Origin of the sequence: Eubacterium sp. An11, assembly GCF_002161065.1 — a bacterium.
GTDB classification, from domain to species: Bacteria; Bacillota; Clostridia; order Lachnospirales; family Lachnospiraceae; genus Anaerobutyricum; species Anaerobutyricum faecale.
Map to the genome: position 1 here is coordinate 177132 of NZ_NFLV01000002.1, position 24822 is coordinate 201953.

28 protein-coding genes are annotated in these 24822 nt (G+C 48.1%); 5 read left to right on the plus strand and 23 right to left on the minus strand.

The genetic code is table 11. The features are described 5' to 3' along the window. Positions 1-88: 88 nt before the first annotated feature. Genes B5E53_RS02780 through B5E53_RS02790 form a run of 3 tightly spaced genes read left to right on the plus strand, consistent with a single transcriptional unit; the run spans position 89 to position 2865 of the window. Positions 89-856, plus strand: coding sequence for an ATP-binding cassette domain-containing protein (locus B5E53_RS02780; RefSeq protein ID WP_087312511.1), 768 nt, complete (start codon positions 89-91; stop codon positions 854-856). Then, complete coding sequence (locus tag B5E53_RS02785) at positions 853-1560, plus strand: hypothetical protein (protein WP_087312512.1); 708 nt, start codon at positions 853-855, stop codon at positions 1558-1560. Before B5E53_RS02780 ends, B5E53_RS02785 begins: the two co-directional genes overlap by 4 nt. Positions 1561-1617: 57 nt before the next feature. After that, on the plus strand, positions 1618-2865 hold the full coding sequence (locus tag B5E53_RS02790) for an MFS transporter (RefSeq protein ID WP_087312632.1): 1248 nt from the start codon (positions 1618-1620) through the stop codon (positions 2863-2865). Positions 2866-3002: 137 nt separating this feature from the next. Here the strand turns inward: B5E53_RS02790 and B5E53_RS02795 are convergent, their stop codons facing one another. The 5 genes from B5E53_RS02795 to glgB form a co-directional block, all read right to left on the minus strand. Further along, positions 3003-4109: a leucine-rich repeat protein gene (locus B5E53_RS02795; RefSeq protein ID WP_087312513.1), complete on the minus strand. Its 1107-nt coding sequence runs from the start codon at positions 4107-4109 to the stop codon at positions 3003-3005. 88 nt (positions 4110-4197) lie between these two features. Further along, entirely contained in the window at positions 4198-5292 is a 1095-nt protein-coding gene (locus tag B5E53_RS02800) for a leucine-rich repeat protein (RefSeq protein WP_162611763.1), read from the minus strand. A 69-nt stretch (positions 5293-5361) separates the two neighbouring features. After that, positions 5362-5943 (minus strand): SMC-Scp complex subunit ScpB, encoded by a 582-nt coding sequence (gene scpB, locus B5E53_RS02805; RefSeq protein WP_087312515.1) that lies wholly within the window; start codon positions 5941-5943, stop codon positions 5362-5364. Positions 5944-5976: 33 nt separating this feature from the next. Then, a complete protein-coding gene (locus tag B5E53_RS02810; protein ID WP_087312516.1) occupies positions 5977-6720 on the minus strand; it encodes a segregation/condensation protein A in 744 nt (247 codons plus the stop codon). Next, positions 6698-8614, minus strand: coding sequence for a 1,4-alpha-glucan branching protein GlgB (gene glgB / locus B5E53_RS02815; RefSeq protein WP_087312517.1), 1917 nt, complete (start codon positions 8612-8614; stop codon positions 6698-6700). The genes B5E53_RS02810 and glgB overlap by 23 nt, the downstream gene beginning before the upstream one ends. A 154-nt stretch (positions 8615-8768) precedes the next feature. Between glgB and B5E53_RS02820 the strand changes: the two genes are divergently transcribed. Beyond that, positions 8769-10106, plus strand: coding sequence for a D-alanyl-D-alanine carboxypeptidase family protein (locus B5E53_RS02820; protein ID WP_242963491.1), 1338 nt, complete (start codon positions 8769-8771; stop codon positions 10104-10106). A gap of 71 nt (positions 10107-10177) precedes the next feature. Here B5E53_RS02820 and B5E53_RS02825 read toward each other — a convergent pair whose 3' ends face one another. The 11 genes from B5E53_RS02825 to selD all read right to left on the minus strand — a co-directional run bounded on the left by B5E53_RS02825 (position 10178) and on the right by selD (position 15941). Beyond that, positions 10178-10540 carry a Uma2 family endonuclease gene (locus tag B5E53_RS02825; RefSeq protein WP_343215572.1) on the minus strand — a complete coding sequence of 121 codons (363 nt, stop codon included), beginning with the start codon at positions 10538-10540 and terminating at the stop codon, positions 10178-10180. Then, the gene (locus B5E53_RS20035; RefSeq protein ID WP_343215573.1) at positions 10455-10721 is read right to left on the minus strand and encodes a Uma2 family endonuclease; all 267 of its coding nucleotides are present in this window, start codon (positions 10719-10721) and stop codon (positions 10455-10457) included. The genes B5E53_RS02825 and B5E53_RS20035 overlap by 86 nt, the downstream gene beginning before the upstream one ends. Before the next feature lie 51 nt (positions 10722-10772). Continuing rightward, positions 10773-11051, minus strand: a complete 279-nt coding sequence (locus B5E53_RS02830; RefSeq protein ID WP_087312518.1) for a DUF4160 domain-containing protein — start codon at positions 11049-11051, stop codon at positions 10773-10775. Continuing rightward, on the minus strand, positions 11035-11304 hold the full coding sequence (locus B5E53_RS02835; protein ID WP_087312519.1) for a hypothetical protein: 270 nt from the start codon (positions 11302-11304) through the stop codon (positions 11035-11037). The genes B5E53_RS02830 and B5E53_RS02835 overlap by 17 nt, the downstream gene beginning before the upstream one ends. A 53-nt stretch (positions 11305-11357) precedes the next feature. Next, the gene (locus tag B5E53_RS02840; protein WP_242963492.1) at positions 11358-11561 is read right to left on the minus strand and encodes a helix-turn-helix transcriptional regulator; all 204 of its coding nucleotides are present in this window, start codon (positions 11559-11561) and stop codon (positions 11358-11360) included. 317 nt (positions 11562-11878) lie between these two features. Continuing rightward, positions 11879-12070, minus strand: coding sequence for a hypothetical protein (locus B5E53_RS19435; RefSeq protein WP_087312521.1), 192 nt, complete (start codon positions 12068-12070; stop codon positions 11879-11881). A 276-nt stretch (positions 12071-12346) separates the two neighbouring features. Further along, on the minus strand, positions 12347-12832 hold the full coding sequence (locus tag B5E53_RS02850; protein ID WP_087312522.1) for a hypothetical protein: 486 nt from the start codon (positions 12830-12832) through the stop codon (positions 12347-12349). A gap of 136 nt (positions 12833-12968) precedes the next feature. Further along, a complete protein-coding gene (locus tag B5E53_RS02855; protein ID WP_087312523.1) occupies positions 12969-13205 on the minus strand; it encodes a DUF3343 domain-containing protein in 237 nt (78 codons plus the stop codon). Beyond that, positions 13202-14170: a selenium-dependent molybdenum cofactor biosynthesis protein YqeB gene (gene yqeB, locus B5E53_RS02860; RefSeq protein ID WP_087312524.1), complete on the minus strand. Its 969-nt coding sequence runs from the start codon at positions 14168-14170 to the stop codon at positions 13202-13204. Before yqeB ends, B5E53_RS02855 begins: the two co-directional genes overlap by 4 nt. 49 nt (positions 14171-14219) lie before the next feature. Then, on the minus strand, positions 14220-14891 hold the full coding sequence (gene yedF, locus B5E53_RS02865) for a sulfurtransferase-like selenium metabolism protein YedF (protein WP_087312525.1): 672 nt from the start codon (positions 14889-14891) through the stop codon (positions 14220-14222). A 21-nt stretch (positions 14892-14912) separates the two neighbouring features. Beyond that, positions 14913-15941, minus strand: a complete 1029-nt coding sequence (selD, locus tag B5E53_RS02870; RefSeq protein ID WP_087312526.1) for a selenide, water dikinase SelD — start codon at positions 15939-15941, stop codon at positions 14913-14915. A gap of 312 nt (positions 15942-16253) precedes the next feature. Here selD and yqeC point away from each other — a divergent pair, with 312 nt between their 5' ends. Continuing rightward, a complete protein-coding gene (gene yqeC, locus B5E53_RS02875) occupies positions 16254-17051 on the plus strand; it encodes a selenium cofactor biosynthesis protein YqeC (protein WP_162611764.1) in 798 nt (265 codons plus the stop codon). 44 nt (positions 17052-17095) lie between these two features. Here yqeC and B5E53_RS02880 read toward each other — a convergent pair whose 3' ends face one another. The 7 genes from B5E53_RS02880 to rny all read right to left on the minus strand — a co-directional run bounded on the left by B5E53_RS02880 (position 17096) and on the right by rny (position 24699). Further along, on the minus strand, positions 17096-17710 hold the full coding sequence (locus B5E53_RS02880; RefSeq protein WP_087312528.1) for a xanthine phosphoribosyltransferase: 615 nt from the start codon (positions 17708-17710) through the stop codon (positions 17096-17098). A gap of 60 nt (positions 17711-17770) precedes the next feature. Continuing rightward, entirely contained in the window at positions 17771-18571 is an 801-nt protein-coding gene (locus B5E53_RS02885; RefSeq protein WP_087312529.1) for a nucleotidyltransferase family protein, read from the minus strand. After that, positions 18568-20856, minus strand: a complete 2289-nt coding sequence (locus B5E53_RS02890; protein WP_087312530.1) for a molybdopterin cofactor-binding domain-containing protein — start codon at positions 20854-20856, stop codon at positions 18568-18570. Before B5E53_RS02890 ends, B5E53_RS02885 begins: the two co-directional genes overlap by 4 nt. A gap of 5 nt (positions 20857-20861) precedes the next feature. After that, positions 20862-21320 carry a (2Fe-2S)-binding protein gene (locus B5E53_RS02895; RefSeq protein WP_087312531.1) on the minus strand — a complete coding sequence of 153 codons (459 nt, stop codon included), beginning with the start codon at positions 21318-21320 and terminating at the stop codon, positions 20862-20864. After that, complete coding sequence (locus tag B5E53_RS02900) at positions 21311-22108, minus strand: FAD binding domain-containing protein (protein ID WP_087312532.1); 798 nt, start codon at positions 22106-22108, stop codon at positions 21311-21313. The genes B5E53_RS02895 and B5E53_RS02900 overlap by 10 nt, the downstream gene beginning before the upstream one ends. A gap of 117 nt (positions 22109-22225) precedes the next feature. Continuing rightward, positions 22226-22825, minus strand: a complete 600-nt coding sequence (locus B5E53_RS02905) for a hypothetical protein (RefSeq protein ID WP_087312533.1) — start codon at positions 22823-22825, stop codon at positions 22226-22228. A gap of 323 nt (positions 22826-23148) precedes the next feature. After that, complete coding sequence (gene rny, locus B5E53_RS02910) at positions 23149-24699, minus strand: ribonuclease Y (RefSeq protein WP_087312534.1); 1551 nt, start codon at positions 24697-24699, stop codon at positions 23149-23151. Positions 24700-24822 lie beyond the last annotated feature (123 nt).

A 24822-nucleotide genomic window follows, 5' to 3' on the forward strand; every position in this document is an offset into this window, starting at 1 on the left:
TATATACATTCGTTCAGACGGTATTAAAATACCGCATTTTTTCTTATCTATTATACATACCAACGTTCGGTATTGAAAGGAGGAACCTATGCAGGAAACCGCAATATCCACAAATCACCTCACAAAAACATTTTCCGGAAAAGAGATCCTAAAGAATTGCAATATTTCTGTGAAAAAAGGAACTATTTACGGGCTCTTAGGAAAAAACGGAGCCGGGAAAACCACTCTCTTTAAATTGCTGCTGGGTCTGCTAAAACCCACTGCCGGAACCGCTTCTGTCCTGGGCCGGGACAGTGTAAAAAACCGGATTCAAATTCTGAGACACACCGGGAGTCTCATCGGGACTCCTGTCTTTTATGAACATTTGTCAGCCGCTGATAATCTCCGGCTCCATCTGGCCTACATGGGCCTGGACGACACGGAGGCCGAACCGGCCCTTGACCGGGTAGGTCTTTCCGGAACCGGTCCGCAGCCTGTCAGAGAATTCTCCCTGGGAATGCGGGAGCGTCTGGCCATTGCCCGCTCCATCGTTCACAGACCGGAAATCCTCATCCTGGATGAGCCGACCAACGGACTGGACCCTGCCGGCATACGGGAAATCCGCTTTCTTTTCCGGCAGCTTGCAGAAGAAAGTGGAATGACTATTCTTCTTTCCAGTCATTTTTTATCTGAAATCCTTCAAAATACTGACCGCATAGGAGTACTGGCAGAAGGAAGAATCGCTCTGGAAGAAGATACTGCACGAATCCGCGCCCGTCATCCCAATGATCTGGAAGATTATCTGATCACCGTCATGGAAGCAGCCACATCCTATGAACCACAAAACGACCACTATAAAAGGAGGAACTCTCAATGAAAGCTCTCATATCACTGGAAATCAGACGAAGCAGTCTGCGGCCATATCACAGGGCAGCACTGATCTGTTCTGTCACTATGCTGTTTTTTTATTATTTTATGGCATCCATTCCTCTCATCGATCCGACAGAGACAGACATCGGACTGTTCTCTTCCTATGAATTTCTGTTCAGTCTGAATCATCTGCTGAGTATGGCTGCCTTTACCATTCTGGGATCAGTGATGGGCGCCCGTTTTATCGTGGAGGAATATACCGGCGCCAGAGCCATTTTGTTATTTTCTTACCCAGTCAGCCGGAGAAAAATCATGGGTGCCAAACTGTGCCTGGTCTTTTTCTATTCCACGGCCGCCATGCTGCTGTGCGGAATCGCAACCGGGTTTTTCTTTATGCTGACAGAGTGCTTCTTCCCCATCTGTACCGATACCATGACAGGCACCATGGCAGCATGGATTTTCTTTTCTCTTCTCTTTCATTCTCTGCTGGCTGGTTTTCTGGCACTGCTGTCTTCATGGATCGGCTTTCTGAAAACATCCGTGCCTGTCACCATCGTATCCGGAGTTATCATCTCCTGTGTCGTGTGTCAGATATTGTCTGCTGTTTATATCTTCCATCCGGCACTTTTTCTGGTGACCGGCGTGGCGGCGGCCGGTGCCGTGACAGCCATAAAACATTTGTCTCGTTATGTGGAAAATATGGAAGTATAAGCGCCGGCAGAAATGCCGGATTCTGAAAAACCTAGATATGAACGGAAAGGAATAAAAATGAAACAGAAGCTTTTTACCCGAAATTTTATCTTTTTGATCGCGGGGCAGACCAGCTCCCCGATTGGTAATTACACACTGAAATTTGCCTTGTCCATGTATGTGCTGGAAAGTACTGGTTCTGCCTCTGTGTTCGCAGGCCTTTTATCACTTTCCATACTTCCCACCATCCTTCTCTCCCCTTTTGGAGGGATTCTTGCCGACCGGGCCAACCGGCGAAATATCATGGCAGCGCTGGACGCCCTCTCCGGTCTGTCCGTGTTCCTGGCCAGCTTCGCCATGGCAGAAAGACGGGATATCATCGTCATCGGCGCACTGCTGGTGATTCTGTCCATGCTGGGAGCCTTCGAATCTCCCACCGTGCAGGCCTGCATTCCGCAGATGCTTTCCGGCAGTAACATCGTAAAAGGAAATGCCATCGTCAATCAGGTTTCATCCATCACCTCCCTCATCACCCCGTTCCTGGGAAGCGTTTTTTATGCGGCTTTTGGCATCTGCCCTGTCTTTTATGGGGCAGTCCTATGCTTTTTCCTCACGGCCCTGCTGGAATGTTTTATCCAGCTTGATTATCAAAAACCGGCAGACCACATGGGAATCGGCGCTATAATTAAAGAAGACTTCTCTGTCAGTATGCATTTTCTGCGCCGGGAGCAGCCAGATATTCTGAAACTGCTTCTGCTGGCGGCAGCCGTAAGTCTTTTTGTAGCCGGAACTGCCGTCGTTGGCTTTCCATACCTGGTGCGCACGGTTCTCGGACTTCCTGCCGCATATTACGGCGTTGCGGAGAGTGCCATGGGTGCGGCATCTATTCTGGGCAGCCTTTGTGTCATGGCGCTGGCGAAAAAAATCCGGCCGCCGCATCTTGTCGGCATACTGGCCGGTTTCGGCCTGTGCCTGTTTCCCTGCGGCCTTGCCTTTTTATTCCCCCTTCATGCCTTTACCCGCTATCTGATCCTTCTTATTATGTTCTGCACCTGCCAGCTGGGATGCAGCCTGTTTTCCACCTATGCCATCTCCGTGATACAAGCCCATACACCGGAAGACCTGATGGGAAAGGTGATGTCTTATGTATTTACTCTCTCCCTATGCGCTCAGCCGGCCGGACAGATCATTTATGGCTTTCTGTTTGATCTGTTTTCTGACAGTGTCAGCCGGGTACTGGTTCCCAGCGGAGTTATCATTATCATCATCAGTCTGGCCTCCGCCAGATTTTTCAGACAGCTGGCAAAACCAGACTTTGACAGCTGACATTCTCCGCATGCAGCCTGACTTTTAAACGTCGGCAACAGAAAAAAAGGACCATGACAGCGGTATCCTGCCCGAAAGCGGAATATCACATGGCATGGTTCTTTTCTCAGAATATTGGTCCTTTTTTTCAGAACATTTTAAAATGTTTTGTTATAATTCTTCATATTTTTCTTAATGACAATTTTGCCTTTGAAACCAAACTTCTTCAGCTGTTTCCTGACCGAAGCATTTCTGACATAGATTGTACTGGACTTTGGCGCGCCCTTCAGATTACCCTTTTTCAGGTTCTTACTGTACAGATAGATCTTTTTGACGCTCTTGATCTTTTTCTCCACATAATTATAGTGAATCTCTTTCACCTGTGCCGGCACATAAACCGTTTTTACTTTTGGATTACCTTCCATCCATCCCCAGTGGAAGATATCCATTTTCTTTCCAAAACGAATCTTTCTAAGATTCGGCAGATTATTTATCGTATCTGTTCTGATTTCGGTCACTGAATCCGGAAGATAAAGCTTCTCAATGGAAGTGTTATGGCTGAGACCGCTTCCCGCGATCTTCTTCACGCCTTTTCTCACACAGTATACCCGGCTGCCGTTGACCACATCGTAGAGCGTCTTCCCGTCTTTGGAATAAATATCTTTTCCGATGACCTTCATATATGGATTGGCGCTGTCAATGGTCACCTGGAGAGACGGACAGTTTTTAATATCAAGATTATAATCCGAAATCCTGGACCCGAGATGGAGAGTCTTCAGCTTCGGACACTGGTTATAGTAGGCGTCCAGCATGTTGTTGGAATCTTCCAGCACCACTTCCTCCAGCTGATCAAACTGATAAGCCATGCCCTGCACCAGTACCCCTTTGGCAATGGTTATCTTTTTCAGGCAGGCATAGTACGAACGTTTCTGGTCCGGAATGTTCACCGTTTTCCAGGCAAGACGGTCAAAAGACGGCCTTCTCTGATCATAGGTTCCCATATCCCCCCAGTAAAATTGTCTCACACGATATGTTTTTCCATTGTATTCCACTGTGGAAGGAATATAGAGTTCACTTTTCAAATGATCCCCCCGCACCCGGTCAATGGATGCCACGGCATTCTGAGGTCTTGTCAGATTATATTCTACCCCGTCAATAAACACTGATGACAAATCTTCTGCGGATACCGGTGTTTTTACTGCCAGAAACAGGCCAAACACCAGCAGAAGAAAACAGGCCACGGTATATTTTTTGATTGCTTTCATTGTAATCTCCTTTCTGTCCTCCGTAAACGTTTTATTTCGGCTTATCTTTCATACAAGAATTCCGCTCATAAACATTCTACAATATTGCCTATAAGATGAAAATTTTTCCTTTAAAACCATACTGGCGAAGCTGATTTCTTACCTTGCTGTTTCGCACATAAACTTTGCATTTTGAAGAAAGGCTGCTAAAATTTCCCTTTTTCAGACTTTTCGCGCGAATGGTTATCTTTTTGAATTTGTTAAAGGCATTTCCTCCAAATTCACCTGTAAACGTGCGCATCTTCTTCGGCAGATCCAGCTTTTTAAGTTTTGTGGAGTGTTTGAAAACTCCTGCGTTGAGCTTCTTTACAGATTTACTCATGCGGACAGAGCGGAGATTATCCATACACCCCATGGCATGATCTCCAATCTTCTTCACAGAGTTTGGAATGTATACACTCTTAATCTGGTTATTACCATTGAGCGCATATTCTTCAATCTTTGTCACGCCTTTTCTTACCCGGTAATTCTTTACATTATTGGTCACATTATAAAGGATTTTTCCGTCTTTGGAGTATACATCATTGTCAATGACCCGGAAATACGGGCTTCTCTCATCGACAGTGATCGTCACAGACGGACACCTCTTAATATCCACAGCACTTCTCTTGTTCTCCGATGTGCGGTAATCCGCCGGAATATACACGTTTTTCAGTTTCGGACAGTTATAGTAATAGATGCCATACGGATAAGAAATTTTTCCTTCAAAAGAGACTTCTTCCAGGTTCGGGAAATTGACGGCCCGTCCGACCACGTCCACATCCGATGCGATGGTGACCTTGCGAAGATTCTGATGCACCGGGATATATTTGTCCATATCCAGCTCTTCCCAGCCATCCCCGTATCCTCTTTCTCTGCTGACAAATTCGTCATCATCCCACTCAAAAGTAGCGATAGGATAATATTCTCCCTGGTACTCTACTTCATTGCGCACATAGACTTCTGTCTGTGTGGAGATTTCATCCAGCCGTGCCTCTCCGTATGATCCGCTGTCCGGATCTTCCAGAGTATATACCACTCCGTCTATGGACACCGTCACCTCATCTTCGGCTGCTTTCGTCTCCATCGGAGAAACGGCCAGAAGCACCGCCGCCGCAAATGCGCTGAAAACAATGGATGCAAAATAATTTGTGAATTTTTTCATTCTCCTTTTCCTCCTGTCAATTATGAAATCTTTTATTTTACTGCCGGAAAACACTCTGACTTTCATCAGCTATACCGGCACATTTAACGATTCCGCCACTTCCTCCATGGCCTCCTCCATAAAGCTCTGCCTGGTCACCTCATCGATATCCGGCAGCTCCTCGATGGAAGATACTCCAAAACAACGCAGGAACTCTTCCGTGGTACCGAAAACGATCGGTTTTCCGATGGTATCCAGACGTCCCAGCTCCTTTACCAGCTTGTACTCCACCAGCTTGTTGACGGCAAAGTCACACTTCACCCCGCGGATGGCCTCAATCTCCTGCTTGGTTACCGGCTGTTTGTATGCGATAATGGAGAGCGTCTCCAGCATCACATCCGTAAGAGAACGCTTCTTCGGCTGGCTGACCAGCTTACGCACATAGTCATAAGTCTCAATCTTGGTACAAATCTGCCAGGAATCATCCAGCTCAATGAGACAGATGCCTCTCTCTTCTTCTTTCGCATACTGTTCTTTCATCTCAAGAAGAATCTCCCGGAGCGGTTCCCTGTCCATTTCCAGCACATTCATGAGCTGCTCCAGGGGAACAGAACGCCCCATGGTAAACAGAATTGCCTCAATAATGCCTTTTATTTTCTTTTTATCTTCCAAACCTTACTGCTTCCTTCCTGTTGATTATTTCCCTCATGCATCCACCGCATCCATATATATTTCGCCAAAATTACTCTCCTGACTGACAGTAACCTGTCCCACTTTCATAAGCTCCAGCACCGCAAGAAACGTCACAATGACCATTTCTTTGGTGGGCTGGATGTCAAGAAGGGTACGGAAATTAATTCTCCGAAGACCATGTATCTGACGTCGGATGTCTCTCATGCGGTCCTCCACCTTATATTTCTCCTTCTCAATCTTTCCGAAGCGGCTGCGCACCGGATCTTCCCGGTCTTTCTTTCTTCGCATGACCATCTGAAAAATCTGATTCAATTTCTCCAAAGTCACATCTCCCACAATCTCCGAAGGCTTCACGGGTTCTTCGTACTCCCTGATCTCTTTCGGGATGGTCTCCGGCTTATAAAAAACCTTCTCCGCGTCCACACTCATGTCTTTCAGTTCTCCGGCGGCATACCGGCACATTTTATATTCCACCAGCCGCTGCACCAGTTCCTCCCTCGGATCTTCTTCCTCCTCTTTTTCTTCTTTGGGAAGAAGCATCCGGGACTTGATCTTCAGAAGAGTCGCCGCCATGACCAGGAACTCACTCATGGATTCCATGGAAGTGCTCCTCTCCATCTCCTGTATGTACTCCATGTACTGATTGGTAATCTCCACAATAGGGATATCATAAATACTTACTTTATTTTTTTCAATGAGATGCAAAAGAAGGTCCAGCGGACCTTCAAATGCCTCAAGCTTTACATCGATTTTCATTCTCTGACCGTAATCCTTTTGTCAAACTCGTATCCTGAAAATGTGTGAGTCTGCGTGTTTCTTCTTTCGGCTCCGGCAAAAACTCCACACGGTACACGATAGCCGCCAGCGCAGGGACCACGATGCCAAACTTCCGTTTCCACCATTTGTATCCCTTGATCTGAGCCGGTATATCTTCTTTCGGGCCATCAAAATAACCGCCGTATTCCTTTCTCTCTCCGGAAAGGACCTCGTGAAGCACCGCATTTCTGTCATAGCCGAATTCAAAATTATTATACTGCTCATCGCTCATGTTGATAACGACGATAAAGTTCTGTCCCGCTGACATTCTTTCATAGACATACACCCGCTCTTCGGCGGCATCCGCTTCCAGCCATCGGAAACAGGCGGAATTATATTCTCCGTCATAGAAAGCCGGTTCCGTTAAATACAGATGCTGCAGATCCTTCATGAAGCGCTTAAAATCACTGTGTTTCGGATACTCCAGCAGGGACCAGTCACATTCTCTTTTCTCGTCCCACTCCCGGAACTGCCCGATTTCATTGCCCATGAAATTCAATTTTTTACCCGGGCGCGTAAACATATACGTATATAAAGTCTTCGCCTGCTGGAACTTAAAGTCATAATCGCCCCACATCTTCTGCAGAATGGTTGCCTTTCCATGCACCACCTCATCATGGGACAATGGCAGCAGATAGTGTTCATTATAAAAATACATCATGGAAAATGTAAAGGTATGATAGCGGTACTTTCTGTCGTGAGGATGGATCTTGAAATATTCCAGAGTATCGTTCATCCAGCCCATATCCCATTTGTAATCAAATCCGAGACCGTCGTATTCCACCGGAGCCGTCACCTTCGGATAGTTGGTGGAATCCTCCGCGATGAGCATGGCCGTCGGATGTCTCCTCTGCAGTCCCTGGTTCATGCCGCGGATGAACTCGATAGCCCCTTCGTTGACACCTCTGGCTGCATCTCCCGACCAGAAAATCGCATTGCTGATGGCATCCATCCTGAGCCCGTCAAAATGGAACCGGGTCAGCCAGAAATCCGCCGCCGACTGCAGGAAGCTCCGCACTTCTCCCCGGAAATAATTAAAATTACAGGTCCCCCATTCACTGCGTCCCGTATCGTCTGCCGGATGCTCATACAGCGCTGTTCCGTCAAAATAACTTAACGCATAGTCATTGACCACAAAATGCACCGGCACAAAGTCCATGATCACGCCGATCCCCGCCTGATGGAAAATGTCCACCATCTCCATCAGATCCTCTGCCGTTCCATACCGGGAAGTCGGACAGAAGAATCCACTCACCTGATACCCCCAGGAGCCGTCAAACGGATGCTCCGAGAGCGGCAGGAACTCCACATGAGTATACCCCATTTCCTTCACATAGTCCACCAAAAGATGTGCCAGTTCCTGATAGGTATACCAGTCATCTTCTCCTTCGCCCTTTTTCTTCCAGGAGCCCGCATGCACCTCATAGATATTCAGCGGCTGATTATAGTTCTTCGTCCGCTTTCTCATCCACTCCCAGTCATGGAACGAATAGGTGTCAAGATCACGGATGATCGCCGCCGTGTCAGGACGAAGCTCCGAACCAAACCCGTAAGGGTCAAACCTGTCCTCAATCCTGCCGCTCTTCTGATAAATCCGGTACTTGTACATCATACCCGGGCGTGCATCCTTATTGATCACCTCAAAGATTCCGGACTGTCCCTCCTGGTGCATCTCATCTTCACTGCCATCCCACTGGTTAAACTCTCCAATGACTTCTATCTTTTCCGCGTTGGGCGCATAAACCCGGAACAGCACGCCTTCCGTAAGAGGATGCGCTCCAAAGAACTCGTAAGCATTAAAAGCTCTTCCCGTGTAAAATTCATGCAGTATCATAGATTTCATCTCCTTTTTCCCTCTTCTTATCTCCGGTTACGGCCGGAAAACTATCTATACAGATTTTAAACATTTTCTGCTGAAATAGCAACAAAGAAATGCATATTTTTAGACAAATCCCATAAACTGTACTAAATTCTATCTGGAGATTTCTATGAACCACTATCTTGTCCGAAAAAATATCTTTCGCATGTTATCGTTCTTCTCTGTCCTTCTTCTCCTGTTCCTGCCGGCTGTTCCGTCTTCCGCCGTCAGCGCTTCATTTGACAATGCCGCTTTCCCCTCTCCCGGAAATGTTCTGGCGGAAACTCCCGCCGATGGCTCCTCATCTTCCGCAAGCGGCAGCTCTGCCAGCGAAAATACTGCTGCCGGCACAGAAAGTTCTTCTTCCGGCGACGACACAGCCGGCGCAGGAACCGGCTTTCACGTAGACGCTCCCTGCGCCATCGTCATGGAAGCTTCCACCGGCACCGTTCTCTATGAACAGGACGCTGACCTGCAGAAACCGCCGGCCAGCGTCACCAAAGTCATGACCCTCCTTCTGATTTTTGAAGCCCTCGACGCCGGACAGATCAGTCTCACAGATACCGTCACTACCAGCGAACACGCCGCTTCCATGGGCGGCTCCCAGGTATTCCTGGAAGCCGGAGAATCCCAGACTGTGGAGACCATGATCAAATGCATCGCCGTGGCATCGGGGAATGACGCATGTGTGGCTATGGCCGAATACATCGCCGGCAGTGAAGATGCCTTCGTGGCCAAAATGAACGAGCGTGCCGCCGCTCTCGGCATGACAAACACCCACTTTGTCAACTGCTGTGGTCTGGACGCCGACGGGCATTATACATCTGCCAGGGATATCGCCATCATGTCCCGGGAGCTGACCATAAACCATCCGGAAATCTTTGATTATACCACCATCTGGATGGAGAACATCACCCATGTCACCACCCGGGGTTCCTCAGAATTCGGTCTCACCAACACCAACAAACTGATCCGCCAGTATGAGGGAGCCACCGGCTTAAAAACCGGCAGCACATCCAAAGCCGGATTCTGCCTGAGCGCCACCGCCACCCGAAACGACATTTCTTTAATCGCGGTGGTCATGGGCTGCGACAGCTCCAAAGCGAGAATCGCCGCCTCCGCCTCCCTCCTTGACTACGGATTTTCCGTCTGCCGGATCTTCACCGATAACAATCCACCCGCCCTGCCTGCCGTCCCTGTCCGCGGCGGCACCGCCGAAGAGATCACCTGCCGCTATGAGCGGAACTTCTCCCATGTGGCGACCTCCGACCTGGACGAATCGAAAATAGAAAAGAAACTGGTCATGGACGATACCGTCAAGGCTCCCGTCAAAGAAGGCCAGAAAATCGGCACCCTGGACTACTACTATGACGGCACAAAACTTGGCAGCGTCGCCGTCCTGTCCGGAGAAACTGTTCCAAAAGCACATTATACGGATTATTTTCAGCGGCTGGTGCTGGCGCTGTGAGGCAGCGGCATATTACAAAAAGAAGGGGCATTCCGATATGCTCCCTTCTTCTTAATTCTTATTATGATACTTTATTCTATTATAATCTTGCTAAAATCAATCTGAAAGCCATCATAAATATTACATTGGATATTATCGGTAAAACTGTATATGTCGCCATTTTCGTTCGTAAAGTCGTATACTGTGATACGATTCTTCTCTGGGTCTACAATCCAGTATTCCCGAACTCCCGCCGTGCGATATTTAAAAAGTTTAATTATATAATCCATACGTCGGCTGCTTAATAAAACGACCTCAATAATCCAATCCGGCGCACCACTGCAGCCCTTGTCATTGAGCTTGTCACAGTCACATATGACAGAAATATCCGGTTCCACATAGTTTCTGCTGTCCTCGTTCAAAAAGACGGCAAAAGTGAGCTGGATAGACCTCACAGGAACTATTATTCACTTCAATATACTTATAAATTTCCGCATGTAATATACTTACAATCTTTTGATGTATCCTACTTGGCGGTGCCATCATATACATATTGCCGGCAATCAGTTCTGCACGTTGGCCGTCCGGTAAATTATAGATATCTTCTGTCGTATAATCAGAATATTGTTTTGCCATTACCAGAGCTTCACCTCTTCCTACATCGCTGTTTTTCCATATTTTCCAAATTTAACAAAAATATCGTATTTCATTAAATTGTTCTACCCATTTCTCAATGATAACGGAACTATTTGCTTCAATAAAACGTAACATCTTTTTTAAAATTTTCTGCGGAATATGAGACTTATTATTGCACAACAATGCCTTTCCTGAACTGGTAATCCATATCTTGGTTGCACTTGCTGTGGCACGTCCTTCTGCGATGTGTACATGTATTGGCTCAAGAGGTTCATTTTCATTTGACCAGAAATAAATAGTATATGAACCAATTTTAAACAGCTGAGGCATTCAGAATACCTCCTTCTTGCGAAAATTCCATTATCAGATGTGCATTATCCCGAACTAATTGTTTAAAATATGTCATTTCTGCTTCTGAGTATCCATGATTTTCCCATGTATAGTCAGGAAGCCAACAGACAGCATGGTGAAAACCGCCTGTTTCATCTGGGGTTTCAATATAAACTTTAACCCGCCCGTCCGCTTTCATCTCAGAATGTGTAATCTCTGTATCATCATTTAAAGTCATATAAGGATACATCATAAATACCACGCTCCCTTCTAATCTCTCTTTATACTCTCAAAGCGCCATTTCTCTCATTTTTCCTGCACTGCACCCGGTTCTGGTGGAATGTATTCTATTATATCCCCTGGCTGGCAATTTAATAATTCACATAACATATTCAAATTATCAAAATAAATATATTCTTGTTTTCTAAATTTTGTCATTGTAGCTTCGCCAAAAATTTTGTCTTTTCTTAATTTATCACTTGTATATCCATTATTTTTCAATTCTTCCATAATATTGATTTTATATTTTATTATTCAACCACCACTTTTTTTTAGTGATTATATCTTACTATTGAATAAAAATCAATATTCACTAATTATTGGTGTGCATTATACTCAACAACAAAAACAAAGCACCAATCAAACGGAGGTAAACACAATGAGAAAAGAAAAATAAAGCCAACCGGCAGGAAAGACGCAAGAGGCAATGGAATTTTTACTTGCTATGACCGGTTTGCCGTTGAACAGATAATTTATGACGATAAAAAGATTGTTTCGTTATCTTTCAAGCACAATATATGATTATAAAAATCGAGTAGGAGGGGTATTTAGCCAATCCCCCGCCTCTCACACCACCGCTCATGCGGTTCCGCAAGCGGCGGTTCAATTAACTGATTGAGTTTCTCCACCTTGTACGCGTTGCTCACTCCCCAGCTTCTGTTTGTGTACTTTTTCATCTGCTCCTTAAACTTTTCGATCGCTTTCGTGTGTGGCCTGGCTTTGTATCCAGACTTCCCCATATTTCCCAGCCTTATATGTGATTCCTGTCCGTCAGGCCAAGGGTTTGCCTACAGCTTCCTTCAGCTTCCACCTCACAATGGACAACCCTTACTGTTCAGCTATGTGCTTCGTTGTTGCCTACGCGCACTCACGACCTTCACCCGTTAGAGCCCGCCCATGGCGGGCGAACGAAAAACAGGCACACCAGAATTAATTCTGATATGCCTGTCTGTATGCCGGTCTGTTTTATCTCACATTCTCAACCATTTCTTGTTTTTTCTGATTCTGAAGAATCCTCACTCCCATTTATCAAACAGTTCCTTACTGCTGCTAATCTTTTTCATTTTGACAAATTTACCGCCGGTATCCAGGGTGGAACGATTCCACTGTGCCGTATAGGTCTGTTTTATTTTCAGTTTCACATAGCCGTTAAAGAGCTTCAGCTTTCCGGTTCCGCTGTTGCCCCAGGTATCTTTCCACTGAAATGATGCTTTGTTATTTTTCAGTTTTGCCTTAATAATGTTGGAGTTGTAAATTGGCGAGCCGTTGACGCCTGCCTTGCTGATCTGGAAACGTATTTTTCCGTTTTTGATGCGGTTGACAGCCACTCCGTAGGCTGGCTGTACCCATACCGGAAAACTGACCTGCGCTTTGTATTTTTTCTGGTATTGTCCGGTTTTGGATGCCGCCTGCACGGCCCCTGCCGGCATCATCGCAGCCAGGAGAAGCAGCGCCATTATTGTGATTCCCGTCTTTTTCCACATTTTACTGATCCATTTCATAAAAAATCCCTCCCTGGTTTTTGTCTTTGATTATAGCAACATTCGGGAGAGAAAACAATATCTGGCACTTACTGTATTTTTCGCATGCTTTTGTTCTTTCCCATATCTATATCTTTATACCGTTTTTTCCGTCCTGTCAGATATCCAGCTCATAGATTCCTTCTGCCACAATGCCTTCTCTTTCCATCATGGCAAGCACCGGTTCCTTTTCTGACGGATACATAGCCCACGACAGACCGCATCCGGCGGTGATGGCAGTGGGTACAGGAATCAGTCTTCCCGGCAGCTGCTCTTTTTTACAGCATTGTTCCATATGAATGGCGGCTGTGGTGGTTGCAAAAGTAATCACCGTTTTTCGCTCTTTTTTTCTCATAGGTCCCGGCTTCCTTTCCGCCTGTTATTCTCCGGCTGGCTTCCATGTCCCGGGTACTTACTGCTTTCCTTCTGCCTGCAGGCTTCCGGCCGGCCGCCATACTCCAGTGTCTTAGCATTCTTCATTTGCCCTTCTCTCTTTTCCTGTTTGCTCTGCATCAGCTGCAGATGAAGGATGGCTTCCAGTACACCGCCTGCCACGCAGCGGGCCTTATCGGAAATGTGATGGCAGTTGTCTTTTTCTGTGATTCGGGGATCGATATCCGCCATCTTCAACCCTTTATATGCCGGATATCCCTCCCGCAGCATTCCCCGGATAATACCGGATATGGTCGCCTTCACAGGGACATCTCCAACCCAGGCGACGATGTCGTCTTTGGCGACCTCTTCCCCAATCTGCTTCTCAATATGAAGGGTTCCTGACGCCGGGGCATGAATGACGCGCTCTTTTCCGTAACCGGCAATGACGCCCGGCACGCCGGTGTTCGGCGCAGCCTCCCCTTCGTACAGTACTCTTCCGAGATTATGTCCCCGCTGGGTCTCCACCACCGCATGGACATCTTTTCCTGCGCAAAAGCCCGGGCCCACGCCGATGACCACCGGAGCGTCGGTGATCCGGGTACCCAGATTCTTTTTTGCCAGAATGGCGTCAATGACCACCGCCGGGGATGCCTGCCGGATCATCACCGCCTCTCCGTCCACCATCACAGGGACCTGGCCGAGGCAGTAGCACTGATATGCCTCTTCCAGAGAATCCACCCGTCTGGCATGTACCCCTTCCACTTCCACATCCTCATCAAAGACCGCTTCGCAGAAGCTGATGGTGCGGCGGATACAGCTTGGATTGTCAATTTCCAGCACCAGAAGCGGAAATCCGCATTGAAACAGTTTATAAATCGTTCCAGTGGCAATATCTCCGCCGCCTCGTATGATACATAATTTTTCTTTCCACTGTTTAAATTCCAATTGTTCTTCGTCCTTTTCTATTTATCGTAATCTGTAATGATACCGAGCATTACGGACAGATGATCGTGTCGGCTTCGGACATTTTCTCCGCGATGGCGTACATGTTGGTGACGGAACCCACCGCCAGCTTATCTGTGAGCCCATAATAATTCAGGCAGGTACCGCAGGTGAGGATTTCCACTCCCTGAGCTTCCAGGGTCTTTAAATCTTCCAGGGAATCGGAGCCCTCACAGGATAATGGCGCGCCGCCGTTATACAAAAGAATGGTTTCCGGCAGCTGATCAAGCTCCGTCAGCGCATAAATAAATCCCTTCATCAGCACAGCGCCCAGCTCGTCGTTACCTTCACCCATCTTGCCGGAGCGGAGTACCACGATTTTTTTCTTTCTGCGTCCATCCGGAATACAGGCGGTGTCTTCCGCACCACGGGATGCCTCCGGCGCAGCGCCTGTTTGCGCAGCGTCTCCTTTCCGGGAAGCCTCGTTTCCTTCTTCCTGCCCTTTGGCCGGTACGGTGATGATCACTCTGTATTCATCCCCGGACAGTTTCTCCGATTTACATTCGTACTGTTTCTGCTTCGCCATCTTGGTCAGATTCTGCACAGCAATCTCATTATCCACAAGGACTTCCACCTCACCGGCTCCGTTCATCTCCTTGATCGCATTTTTTGTCTTTATGACCGGGATTGGGCAGGTGTCGCCCATGGCATTTACTTTTATCATTTTTCTCGTTCCTTTCGTATTTTACTTCATAACATATATCTCTTTTTCCTGTTTTTCTGTGACCTCACCCACCATGCCGCACGGCAGGGACAGCATTTTTAATTCCTCCAAAAGGGCTTCGGCGTCCTCCGGAGCCACACTGATCAGCAGCCCTCCGGAAGTCTGCGGATCCAGCAGGATTTCTTCCATGGCAAATTCGACTCCTCCAAAGTCCACAAAAGATTCCACATAATTCCGGTTCCGCTGTCCGGCAGCCGTCAGAAGAAATTCATCGGCGCACCGGCGGGCGTCCTCTATATAAGGCACACAGGAAGCGTAAATCCGGCAGGAATATTCGCCGTGCATCATCTCATGGAGATGGCCGAGAAAACCAAATCCTGTCACGTCTGTGCAGCCGTGAACAGTGTATTTCGCCGCGACCTCCGCCGCATATTTATTTAAGGTAGTCATGGAAGCAACCGCCTCGTCCATGGCTTCTTTTGTGGTCTCTCCCACCCGGTTGGCCGTGGCAATGATACCGACACCCAATGGCTTCGTGAGGATCAGCTTATCTCCCGCACAACATCCGTCGTTGGGAAGAATACGGTCCGGATGCACCACGCCGGTGACGGAAAGCCCGTATTTTACACTGTCATCAGCGATGGAATGGCCGCCGGCCAGGGTTCCGCCCGCCTCATTGACTTTCTCCTGACCGCCCTGCATGATGGCGCCCAGAATATTCAAGTCCATTTTCTCCGGAAAGCACACGATGTTCAGCGCCGTGATCACCTTTCCTCCCATGGCGTACACATCACTCAGCGCGTTGGCCGCCGCAATCTTTCCAAATGTATAAGGATCTTCCACCATAGGAGGAAAGAAATCCAGCGTCTGCACGATGGCTGTGTCGCTGCTGATTTTGTAGACGGCGGCGTCATCGTGACTGTCAAAACCAATGAGCAGATTCTCGTCTCTTTTTCCCTTCGGAAGCCGCTCCAGCACTCTCTCCAAAATGCCCGGGCCCAGCTTGGCGGTACATCCGCCGCCCCGGCAAAATTCTATTTTTTCACTCACCTTTTATTTCTCATCCAATCCTTCCTGTCCGGCAATATCGCCAGTCGGATCGGACTCTCTCCTTTCTTCTCCTCTTCTTTTCATTTACTTTAACAAATCCTCCCGGGCTTTGCAACGAATGTACAGGACTTATAGCAAAAGTTGATACGGACTTTTCTTTTATTTTCTTTTTCTATAAATATTTTCTTTTTTTATCCTTTCATTTATAATATCTATACTTTAATCATCCACCATGATACCTGCTTTGCCGGCGGCTGTTACTAAAATCAGCCACAGAAAGGACAAACCATGGAACTCTCTCTTCTCTCAAAAATGCATATAGAAGACAGCCGGATCATCACTTTTGTGGGCGCCGGAGGTAAAACCTCTCTGATGTACTCCCTGGGGAAAGAAATGTCTCTCCATCACAAAACTCTGCTGACCACCACCACGCATATCATGGAACCCCGGGACCTTCCCGGCGTCCGGCTGGTCACCAACGAGAACCAGGAACAGCTTGTCACAGCTTTCCAAAACTCCCGGCTTGTAGCGTTGGGGATTCCTCTTTCTGGCGCAGACCGCAGGATAACTTCCGGTGATCCGGGCTTTCTTTCCAATTTTTCCGATATCTCCACCGGTCAAAATGCTGCCCCCGTTCCCAAATGGGCTTCGCCTTCCCTCTCTTTTCTTGAACAGATGCATGCTATCCCTGAACGGATTCTCTGCGAGGGAGATGGCTCCCGGCGGCTTCCGGTCAAAGTTCCCCGGGCGGGCGAACCGGTTTTTTATCCCGGTACAGATACGGTGATCGGCGTCATTGGCCTCTCCTGTCTGGGCTGTCCGGCGGAGTCCTGTCTGTTCGGACGGACGCCGGATCTGGATTTTCCGGCCCTTCATGCTGCTCTGCAAAAAAGCGGCGGACAGATGACACCGGAAGCGCTGGCCGTGATCGCCCTGTCGCAAAACGGACTGAAGAAGAATGTCACCACTCAACAGTATCGTGTGGTCTTCAATCAGGCCGACTGTCTGTCCGGCAAGGAATGGCGAGATATGCAAAAAACTGTACAGAAAATAAGAGACAACGGGACATACTGCCACATTGTCTCTTTGAAAAAAGGTATTATTTATTAATCTCTTATCCAGGCAAACCTTTTCTTACCGGCTGTCTGAAATCTTTATTCGCTGGCCTCCGAAGCCAGATCAGCCGCCGGAGCATCCTCATCCAGGAACTCGATCACGCCTTCCCCGAGCTTTCCAATCCGCGCCTGGGAATATACGTTGTAACCGGCTTCCTCCAGACGGTTTCTGCCCTTCTGGAAAGACTTTTCAATGAGAATCCCGATACCTGCCAATGTCGCACCGGACTCTGCGATAATCCTGCTGGCTCCCATGGCAGCCTCGCCATTTGCCAAAAAATCATCAATGAGCAGAATCCTGTCCTCCGGCTGAATATAATCGGCAAAGAGAGTCAGCTCGTAACTGGTCCCCTTCGTAAAGGAAGTGATACGGGTCTGATACACATTTCCGTTCAGAATTTTAGAAGTCTGTTTTTTCAGAATGACCATAGGCACATCCAGATGCTTTGCCGTCATCAGCGCGGGAGCAATCCCGGAACTTTCGATGGTAAATACTTTGGTAATCCCCGCATCCTTAAAATGCTCGGCAAAATCTTCTCCCAGAGCGTCCATAAACTCGGAATCCACCTGATGATTGATAAAACTGTCTACTTTCAGCACCGTTTCACTTAATGCCTTTCCTTCCTTTTTGATTCTATCTTCCAGTAATTTCACACTCTTCACCTCATATGTATTTTTCTATATATTATAATCTTTTTTTCGTCATTGCAAGAGTCAAAGACTCTTTTTCAAAAATTCCAGATCTTTTGCGGAGTCAATATCACAAAGCTCCTCCGGACGGGCCGCAATAATCTCCCGGATCCGCCCGGGATATTTTCTCAGGATCTGCCGTCCCCCGCTGTCGCCGGTCAGCTGCATCAGCTCTCCAAACAACTCCTTGGGAAACAGCACCGGATTGCCCCGCCGGCGTCCGTCGCTGCACACAAAGATGGCGTCCGGATTGCAACAAAATGCCTTCATCATCCGACGAAGTGTTCCCGACGTAAGCAGAGGCTGATCACAGACCATGAAACAGCAGCCGTCCGCCTCCGGACGGGCCGAAAGCCCCAGACGGAGAGATTCTGAAATTCCTCTTTCCGGATGGGAATTCCAGACGACACAAGTATTTCGGATGACAGGAGAACTTACAGATGTCCGTACCGGACGGGAAAATTGCCGGTCTTCCGAAAGCGTTTCCCCATCCATGGAATCCCTGCGCCCGGCCTTCTTCCATCTGTCCACATAATCCCGGATTTCCAGATACCGGGTCACCACACAGATGCTGTCCGCCCCGCTTCCCGCCGCCTGTTCCAGAGCATGGACAAACAACGGTTTGCCGCGGAACTCTTCCAGCAGTTTGTTGCTGCCGTACCGCCTTCCGTAACCGGAGGCCATGAGCACCAGAGCGATGTGGCGTTCGTTTTTCTCCGGTTGGTCTGCCGCGCTTTGCCGGACAGTAATTCCTCTTTCCCCGGAAAATATATCAGCCTGCCGCTTCACTTTCTCACCCGGAAATGTACCGGCCTGTCCCATCATTTCTTATGAAGACCCATAAACACCTGCTCGCTGGTGATCGGCAGGGTGCGGAACCGGAGACCGGTGCCGTTATAGACTGCGTCGGCGATGGCCGGCGACGGGGTGTTGATGACCACTTCGCCGATGGATTTGGCCCCATAAGGTCCGGTCTTTTCGTAACTGCTCTCAAAATCCACCCGGATGCGTCCCATGTCCAGACGGGTCGGGATCTTATAGCTGATAAAGTTTCTGTTCTTAAGCTTGCCCTTTTCTGTGTACTGAATATCCTCGTAGAGGGCCATGCCAATGCCCTGTACCAGACCGCCTTCGGTCTGTACCCGGGCCAGATTGCTGTTGATGACCGTTCCGCAGTCCACAACAGCGGCATAGTCCACCGGTGTGATCTTACCGGTCTGCAGATCAATCTCAATCTCAGCGGCGCCCGCCATAAACGGGGGCGGAGACACGCTGGACGTGTTGGAGGCCGCTGCCGTGATCAATGTTCCGGAACCTGCCTGAAGACGGGTCACCAGATCAGAAAGCTTCATGAAATGCTCCGGATTATCCTTCTCGCTGATCAGTGCACCATCAAACTCCACCTGCTCCGGTGTAAGTCCCATGAGCGGCGCCGCCTCCTCACAGATACGTTTCTTCATCTGTTCACAGGCTTTCACCACCGCCATACCGGTCACATAGGTGGTACTGGATGCGTAGGAACCACTGTCATACGGGGACTGATCAGTATCCACGCCCCGGACGATGATATTGTCATAGTCACAGCCCAGGCCGTCGGCGGCCATCTGCGCAAGAATCGTATCACAGCCGGTTCCCATGTCGGAACAGCCGATCATCAGTGTATAGAACCCATCGTCATTTAATTTGATCTGCACGGATCCCACATCACAGTCATTGATGCCGGAACTCTGCATGGACAGCGCCATGCCCACCGCCCGGACGGTGTGCGGGCCGGTCTTCACATAAGGATATTTATTATCCCAGTCAATCATTTCTTTTACTCTTTTGATACAACGGTCCAGGGCACAGGATTCCGTCACCTGTCCGTAATAATTGGCCAGGCGGTCTCCCTCGTGGACAATATTTTTCTCTCGCAGCACGGAAGGGTCCATGTTCATTTTGTGAGCCAGCTCGTTGACCGCGGACTCCACCGCAAAGATGCCCTGGGTTGCCCCGTATCCCCGGTACGCTCCGGCTGAGAGCACGTTGGTGTACACCACGTCCGAGCTGAACCGGAAAGCATCCAGATTCCGGTACAAAGAGATGGACTTCGTTCCGGACAGGTCCACCGTGGTCGGCCCGTGTTCTCCGAAGGCTCCGGTATTGGACAGCGTATGCAGATCAATGGCCCGGATCTTTCCGTTTTTATCTGCACCGATACGGACGGACATCTGCATTTCATGACGCGGCGAACCGTGGATGAAACACTCTTCTCTTGTGTAGATGATCTTTGATGGTTTTCCCGTCTTGTAGGTAACGAAAGCCGGATACACCTCACAGACCGCCGTCTGTTTCGCGCCGAAACCGCCGCCGATCCGCGGTTTTACCACCCGGACATTGGACTTGGAAATATTCAGCGCCCGCGCCACGATTCTCCGCACATGAAACGGAATCTGTGTGGAAGACGTAATTTTTAAACGTCCGTAAATATCTTTTTCAGCAAAGGCTCCGAAAGGCTCCATCATCGCCTGGTTCACCGCCTTGGTATGGTAGACTTCTTCCACCACATAGTCGCAGTCAGCCAGCACCTGGTCCACATCTCCCTCGCCCCGGCTCTGGGAAGCACAGAGGTTGCGCTTCGGATCTGTTCCTCTGCCCTCCTTTGCCACATAATTATCTTCCGGATGAATAATGATCTCATTATCCAGCGATTTCGTAAAATCAAGAATCGGCTCCAGCACCTGATATTTTACTTTGATGATACGCAGAGCCCGGTTGACGCAGGCTTCATCTTTTCCTGCCACGATGGCCACCGGATCTCCCACATAGCGGACCCTCTTATCAAGGATCAGGCGGTCATCAGGGCTTGGCTCCGGAAAGGTCTGCCCTGCCTCCGTAAAACGGTCTGGCGGCACATCTTCATAGGTAAAAATGGCCTCAATACCCGGCACCTTTCTGGCTGCATCGGTCTTGATCTCCTCTATAACAGCGTGAGCATAAGGACTGCGCAGCAGTTTGATGATCAGACAATTGTCCGGCGCCAGATCATCCGTGTATACCGGTCTTCCGGAAAGAAGTGCCTCCGCATCCTTTTTTACGATTCCTTTTCCAACAAATCTGTTTCCTTCCATAAGGCCTACTGCACCTCCTCTAACTCAAAATATCTGGCCAGCGCCCGGTACTGTCCCTGATACCCCGTACAGCGGCAGAGATTACCTGCCAGATACTCTTTCATCTCTTCTTCCGTTGGATGCGGATTCTCCTTCTTCAGTGCCAGTACATTCATGATCAGTCCCGGACTGCAGAATCCGCACTGATCGGCGCCTTCCGCTGCCAGGAACTGGGAAAATTCCTCCGCTTCTTTCTGCACGCCCTCCAGCGTTGTGATATGCGCTCCCTGTACCCGGGCCGCAGGCACGCCGCAGGATAACACCGGTTTTCCGTCCACCCAGACTGTGCACAGACCGCAGTTCCCCGTATCGCATCCCCGTTTCATACTTTTTAAATTCATACTTCTCAGGAAGTCCAGCAGCATCATATCCGGATGAATGTCCGCCTGTACTTTTTCCTCATTTAAAAATACTTCTATCTGCATGTTTTATCCTCCGTTAATTCCAAAAGCGCCCGGCCAATCAGCACTTTGGCAAGTTCTGCCCGGTATGCGGCGCTGCCGCGCATGTTGCTTCCAAACTCTGTCCGCGCAGCCACCTGTTGTGCATAGTCTTCTCTCGCCTCTTCTTTCTCCGGTGCTTTCAGCTCCACATCGCTGATACAGACCGCCCGCTTTGGTCTTGCGCCCAGTACCGTCTCAAATCCGTCCGCTTTCCGCACAACGGCACAGGTCAGCACCGGAAAATCCGTCTCTGTCAGACGATAACTCTGATAACAGACACGCCTTCCGTCTTTTTTCACATAAATGTGTGTCAGAATGTCGTTATCCAGCGGCATCTCAGCAAACTCCCAGATAGGAATCCTTCCTCCGTGGTAAAGTTCCACATAGCTGTCGCAGGCGAGAAAGGCCGTCAGCACGTCCGAAAATCCAAACCGGGGAAAAATACTTCCTCCCACCGACGCCAGATTACGGAACTGCACACCCACGATATGCCGGACTGCCTCCTGAAAAAGGGAACCGAAGGCCTGTCTCAATCCCTCATGGACCTCCAGCTGCCGCAACGTAACCATACAGCCAATGCGGAACCCTTCCGCGTCTTCCTCAATCTGATCCAATCCCAGCCGGGACAGGTCAATGGCATTCTGAATCGCCCGGTGTCCCATCTTCAGCCACAGATTTCCACCGATGATCACATTATTCCGCCCTTTTTGCTTCCACTCATATGCCTGCTCCAGGGAATCGGCCATCACATAGTTTCTTATCGTATACATACGTACTCTCCTTTGTACTGCATTTCTTGATACTGTCTGTCAGCGTACCGGGCTTTCCCCACGCACAGGCGCACCAGTACACCAGTATAGTTCTTCCATTATACATGAAAACATGCATTAATGAAAGAATATTTTCAGTATTCCCGGATTCAAATAGGCCTCTCCATAACACCCGATCACAAACATCAGCAGACAAAATCCGGCCACCACAATTTTATTTTCAAAAATTTTTCTATTTTTTATAAAAGAAAATCTTTTTCCAGCCGAAAACATGTACATTTTGGACAAAGGTGTCTTTTGAAACAGATAAATATATATCACACATAGCACAATTCCGTAAAAAAAATAATGGGGGATCAGAAATCCAATGCCTTTGATCATTCCCGCCCATCCATAGTAGTTTACCAGCGTGGAAATAAAAAATCCCATGAGTAAAGAGACAAGAAAATCCAGCACACAGTAAACCACATAGGGAGAAAAAAGAAACAGACAGATAAAAAACAGCAGAAGCTGCCGGAACCGGATCAGACACACGTAAGAAAAAAAGGCGCTGGTATCCAGCCCGTTCAGCGTCTGTATGTACTCCACGAATCCCAGAAAATCTGTCGTGCGAAACAGATTCATCCGAATGGATATATTCAGAAAAATGGAGCCAGACAAAAGCCCCGCCACATAAAGAATACAAAGAAAACGTTTTCCCTCAATCGTATAATACATACTGCACAGATGTCCAAAGACACCCTTCCTCCTCCCCTTATTCTTCCTTTTATCCATTGTATTCGGAAAACTTGTATTTATACATGGGAAAATCCATAAATCGGGATACAAGAGAGAATCCTGCTTTGCAGGATTCTCCGCCTGCGGCGGGTCGCAAAAGCGGCATCTTCCTATCCGCCGCAGTACGATCCTTGCGGAGCTTTTTTTATTTCATAGGAATGCAATTCCTATGAAACAAAAAAAGCAGAATGCTTTATTTCTCATAAAACATTCTGCTTTTCTATGATTTTTGACGATTCCCTATCGTCTTGTTTTCTCAAGCATTACTTCGCGTAAGCGACTGATCTGGATTCACGGATCACATTAACTTTAATCTGTCCAGGATAATCAAGCTCACTCTCAATCTGCTTGGAAATATCTCTGGCCAGTAAGACCATATCCGCATCGCTTACCTGTTCAGGAACTACCATTACTCGAATTTCTCTACCCGCCTGAATGGCAAAAGTCTTATCAACACCTTTGAAGGTGTTAGCTATTTCTTCCAACTGTTTCAATCTCGTCGTATACGTCTCCAATGTCTCACGTCTGGCACCAGGTCTCGCAGCGGAAATAGTATCTGCCGCCTGTACAAGACAGGCAATCAAACTGGTCGGTTCAACGTCTCCATGATGAGATTCCACAGCGTTTATTACGACTTGAGATTCTTTGTATCTCTTACATAAATCAACACCTATTGAAATATGAGAACCTTCCATTTCATGATCCACGGCCTTACCGATATCATGAAGTAATCCGGCTCTTTTTGCCAAACGTACATCTTCCCCAATCTCTCCAGCAAGGAGACCGGCCAGCTGTGCTACTTCGATGGAATGTTTGAGAGCATTCTGTCCATAGCTTGTCCGATATTTCATCTTTCCAAGCAGACGAACCAGTTCCGGACGAATGCCGTGAACGCCGACCTCCAGTACGGCGGCTTCGCCTTCCTCCCTCATGGTCTGCTCCACTTCATTCTTAGCCTTTTCGACCATCTCTTCAATTCTCGCTGGATGAATCCTTCCGTCCACAATCAGCTTCTCAAGAGCGATTCTTGCCACTTCTCTTCTGACAGGATCAAAACTTGACAAGATGACTGCCTCCGGAGTATCATCAATTATTAAATCAACGCCGGTCAATGTCTCAAGAGTACGGATATTACGGCCTTCACGTCCGATGATCCTTCCCTTCATCTCATCATTCGGCAGCTGAACTAAAGAAATTGTTGCTTCCGCCACATGGTCTGCCGCACATTTCTGAATCGCTGTGACGACATACTCTTTGGCTTTCTTGGCTGCATCTTCCTTGGCTCTGGTTTCCATTTCCTTCACCATCACAGCCATCTCTCGTTTTACATCATCTTCGACAGTTTTAAGCAGATAGTCTTTTGCTTGTTCAGAGGTTAAACCTGAAATTCTTTCCAGTTCCTGCAGACGTTTTGCATGCAATTCCTCAACCTTTGCTCTTTGCTTATCAAGCGCACTCTCCTTATGAGAAAGAGACTGTTCCTTCTTCTCAAGGGCATCTGCCTTACGGTCGATGGCTTCTTCCTTGTTCAGAACACGTTTCTCATATCTCTGGAGCTCCGCTCTGCGTTCTCTGCTTTCTTTTTCAAAATCGTTCTTTGCCTTGATGGATTCTTCTTTTGCTTCCAGCAATGCCTCCCTCTTCTTCGATTCGGCAGTCTTCAAAGCATCATCAATAATCTCTCTGGCCTTCTCCTCCGCGCTGCCAATCTTCGCCTCTGAAACCTTCTTGCGGTAATTCATGGCGATTACGGCTGATATCGGAGCAGTCAGAACAACTGCAATAAGAACAGCAATCACAGTGATTGGACCCATATCTACAGGAGCACCTCCTTATTTAATTTTCATTATACGAAAACATAACCTATAAAATGATATAAGTCATGCCAAAGTACAACACTTAGATTCTAAACTTTTTTTAATGAAAAGTCAAGCAAA

What these genes read in the sequence shown, in the direction of transcription:
- B5E53_RS02790 (WP_087312632.1), top strand. Translation starts at nt 1,618, where the DNA reads ATGAAACAGAAGCTTTTTACCCGAAATTTTATCTTTTTGATCGCGGGG.
- B5E53_RS02795 (WP_087312513.1), bottom strand. Translation starts at nt 4,109, where the DNA reads ATGAAAGCAATCAAAAAATATACCGTGGCCTGTTTTCTTCTGCTGGTG.
- B5E53_RS19435 (WP_087312521.1), bottom strand. Translation starts at nt 12,070, where the DNA reads ATGGGGAAGTCTGGATACAAAGCCAGGCCACACACGAAAGCGATCGAA.
- yedF (WP_087312525.1), bottom strand. Translation starts at nt 14,891, where the DNA reads ATGATAAAAGTAAATGCCATGGGCGACACCTGCCCAATCCCGGTCATA.
- B5E53_RS02905 (WP_087312533.1), bottom strand. Translation starts at nt 22,825, where the DNA reads ATGTATTATACGATTGAGGGAAAACGTTTTCTTTGTATTCTTTATGTG.
- B5E53_RS02885 (WP_087312529.1), bottom strand. Translation starts at nt 18,571, where the DNA reads ATGATGGGACAGGCCGGTACATTTCCGGGTGAGAAAGTGAAGCGGCAG.
- B5E53_RS20035 (WP_343215573.1), bottom strand. Translation starts at nt 10,721, where the DNA reads ATGGCAAAACAATATTCTGATTATACGACAGAAGATATCTATAATTTA.
- yqeC (WP_162611764.1), top strand. Translation starts at nt 16,254, where the DNA reads ATGCATATAGAAGACAGCCGGATCATCACTTTTGTGGGCGCCGGAGGT.
- B5E53_RS02850 (WP_087312522.1), bottom strand. Translation starts at nt 12,832, where the DNA reads ATGAAATGGATCAGTAAAATGTGGAAAAAGACGGGAATCACAATAATG.
- glgB (WP_087312517.1), bottom strand. Translation starts at nt 8,614, where the DNA reads ATGATACTGCATGAATTTTACACGGGAAGAGCTTTTAATGCTTACGAG.
- B5E53_RS02810 (WP_087312516.1), bottom strand. Translation starts at nt 6,720, where the DNA reads ATGAAAATCGATGTAAAGCTTGAGGCATTTGAAGGTCCGCTGGACCTT.
- B5E53_RS02830 (WP_087312518.1), bottom strand. Translation starts at nt 11,051, where the DNA reads ATGCCTCAGCTGTTTAAAATTGGTTCATATACTATTTATTTCTGGTCA.
- B5E53_RS02895 (WP_087312531.1), bottom strand. Translation starts at nt 21,320, where the DNA reads ATGCAGATAGAAGTATTTTTAAATGAGGAAAAAGTACAGGCGGACATT.
- B5E53_RS02780 (WP_087312511.1), top strand. Translation starts at nt 89, where the DNA reads ATGCAGGAAACCGCAATATCCACAAATCACCTCACAAAAACATTTTCC.
- B5E53_RS02800 (WP_162611763.1), bottom strand. Translation starts at nt 5,292, where the DNA reads ATGAAAAAATTCACAAATTATTTTGCATCCATTGTTTTCAGCGCATTT.
- B5E53_RS02890 (WP_087312530.1), bottom strand. Translation starts at nt 20,856, where the DNA reads ATGGAAGGAAACAGATTTGTTGGAAAAGGAATCGTAAAAAAGGATGCG.
- B5E53_RS02835 (WP_087312519.1), bottom strand. Translation starts at nt 11,304, where the DNA reads ATGATGTATCCTTATATGACTTTAAATGATGATACAGAGATTACACAT.
- B5E53_RS02855 (WP_087312523.1), bottom strand. Translation starts at nt 13,205, where the DNA reads ATGAGAAAAAAAGAGCGAAAAACGGTGATTACTTTTGCAACCACCACA.
- B5E53_RS02840 (WP_242963492.1), bottom strand. Translation starts at nt 11,561, where the DNA reads ATGGAAGAATTGAAAAATAATGGATATACAAGTGATAAATTAAGAAAA.
- B5E53_RS02820 (WP_242963491.1), top strand. Translation starts at nt 8,769, where the DNA reads ATGAACCACTATCTTGTCCGAAAAAATATCTTTCGCATGTTATCGTTC.
- B5E53_RS02900 (WP_087312532.1), bottom strand. Translation starts at nt 22,108, where the DNA reads ATGTATACGATAAGAAACTATGTGATGGCCGATTCCCTGGAGCAGGCA.
- rny (WP_087312534.1), bottom strand. Translation starts at nt 24,699, where the DNA reads ATGGGTCCAATCACTGTGATTGCTGTTCTTATTGCAGTTGTTCTGACT.
- B5E53_RS02785 (WP_087312512.1), top strand. Translation starts at nt 853, where the DNA reads ATGAAAGCTCTCATATCACTGGAAATCAGACGAAGCAGTCTGCGGCCA.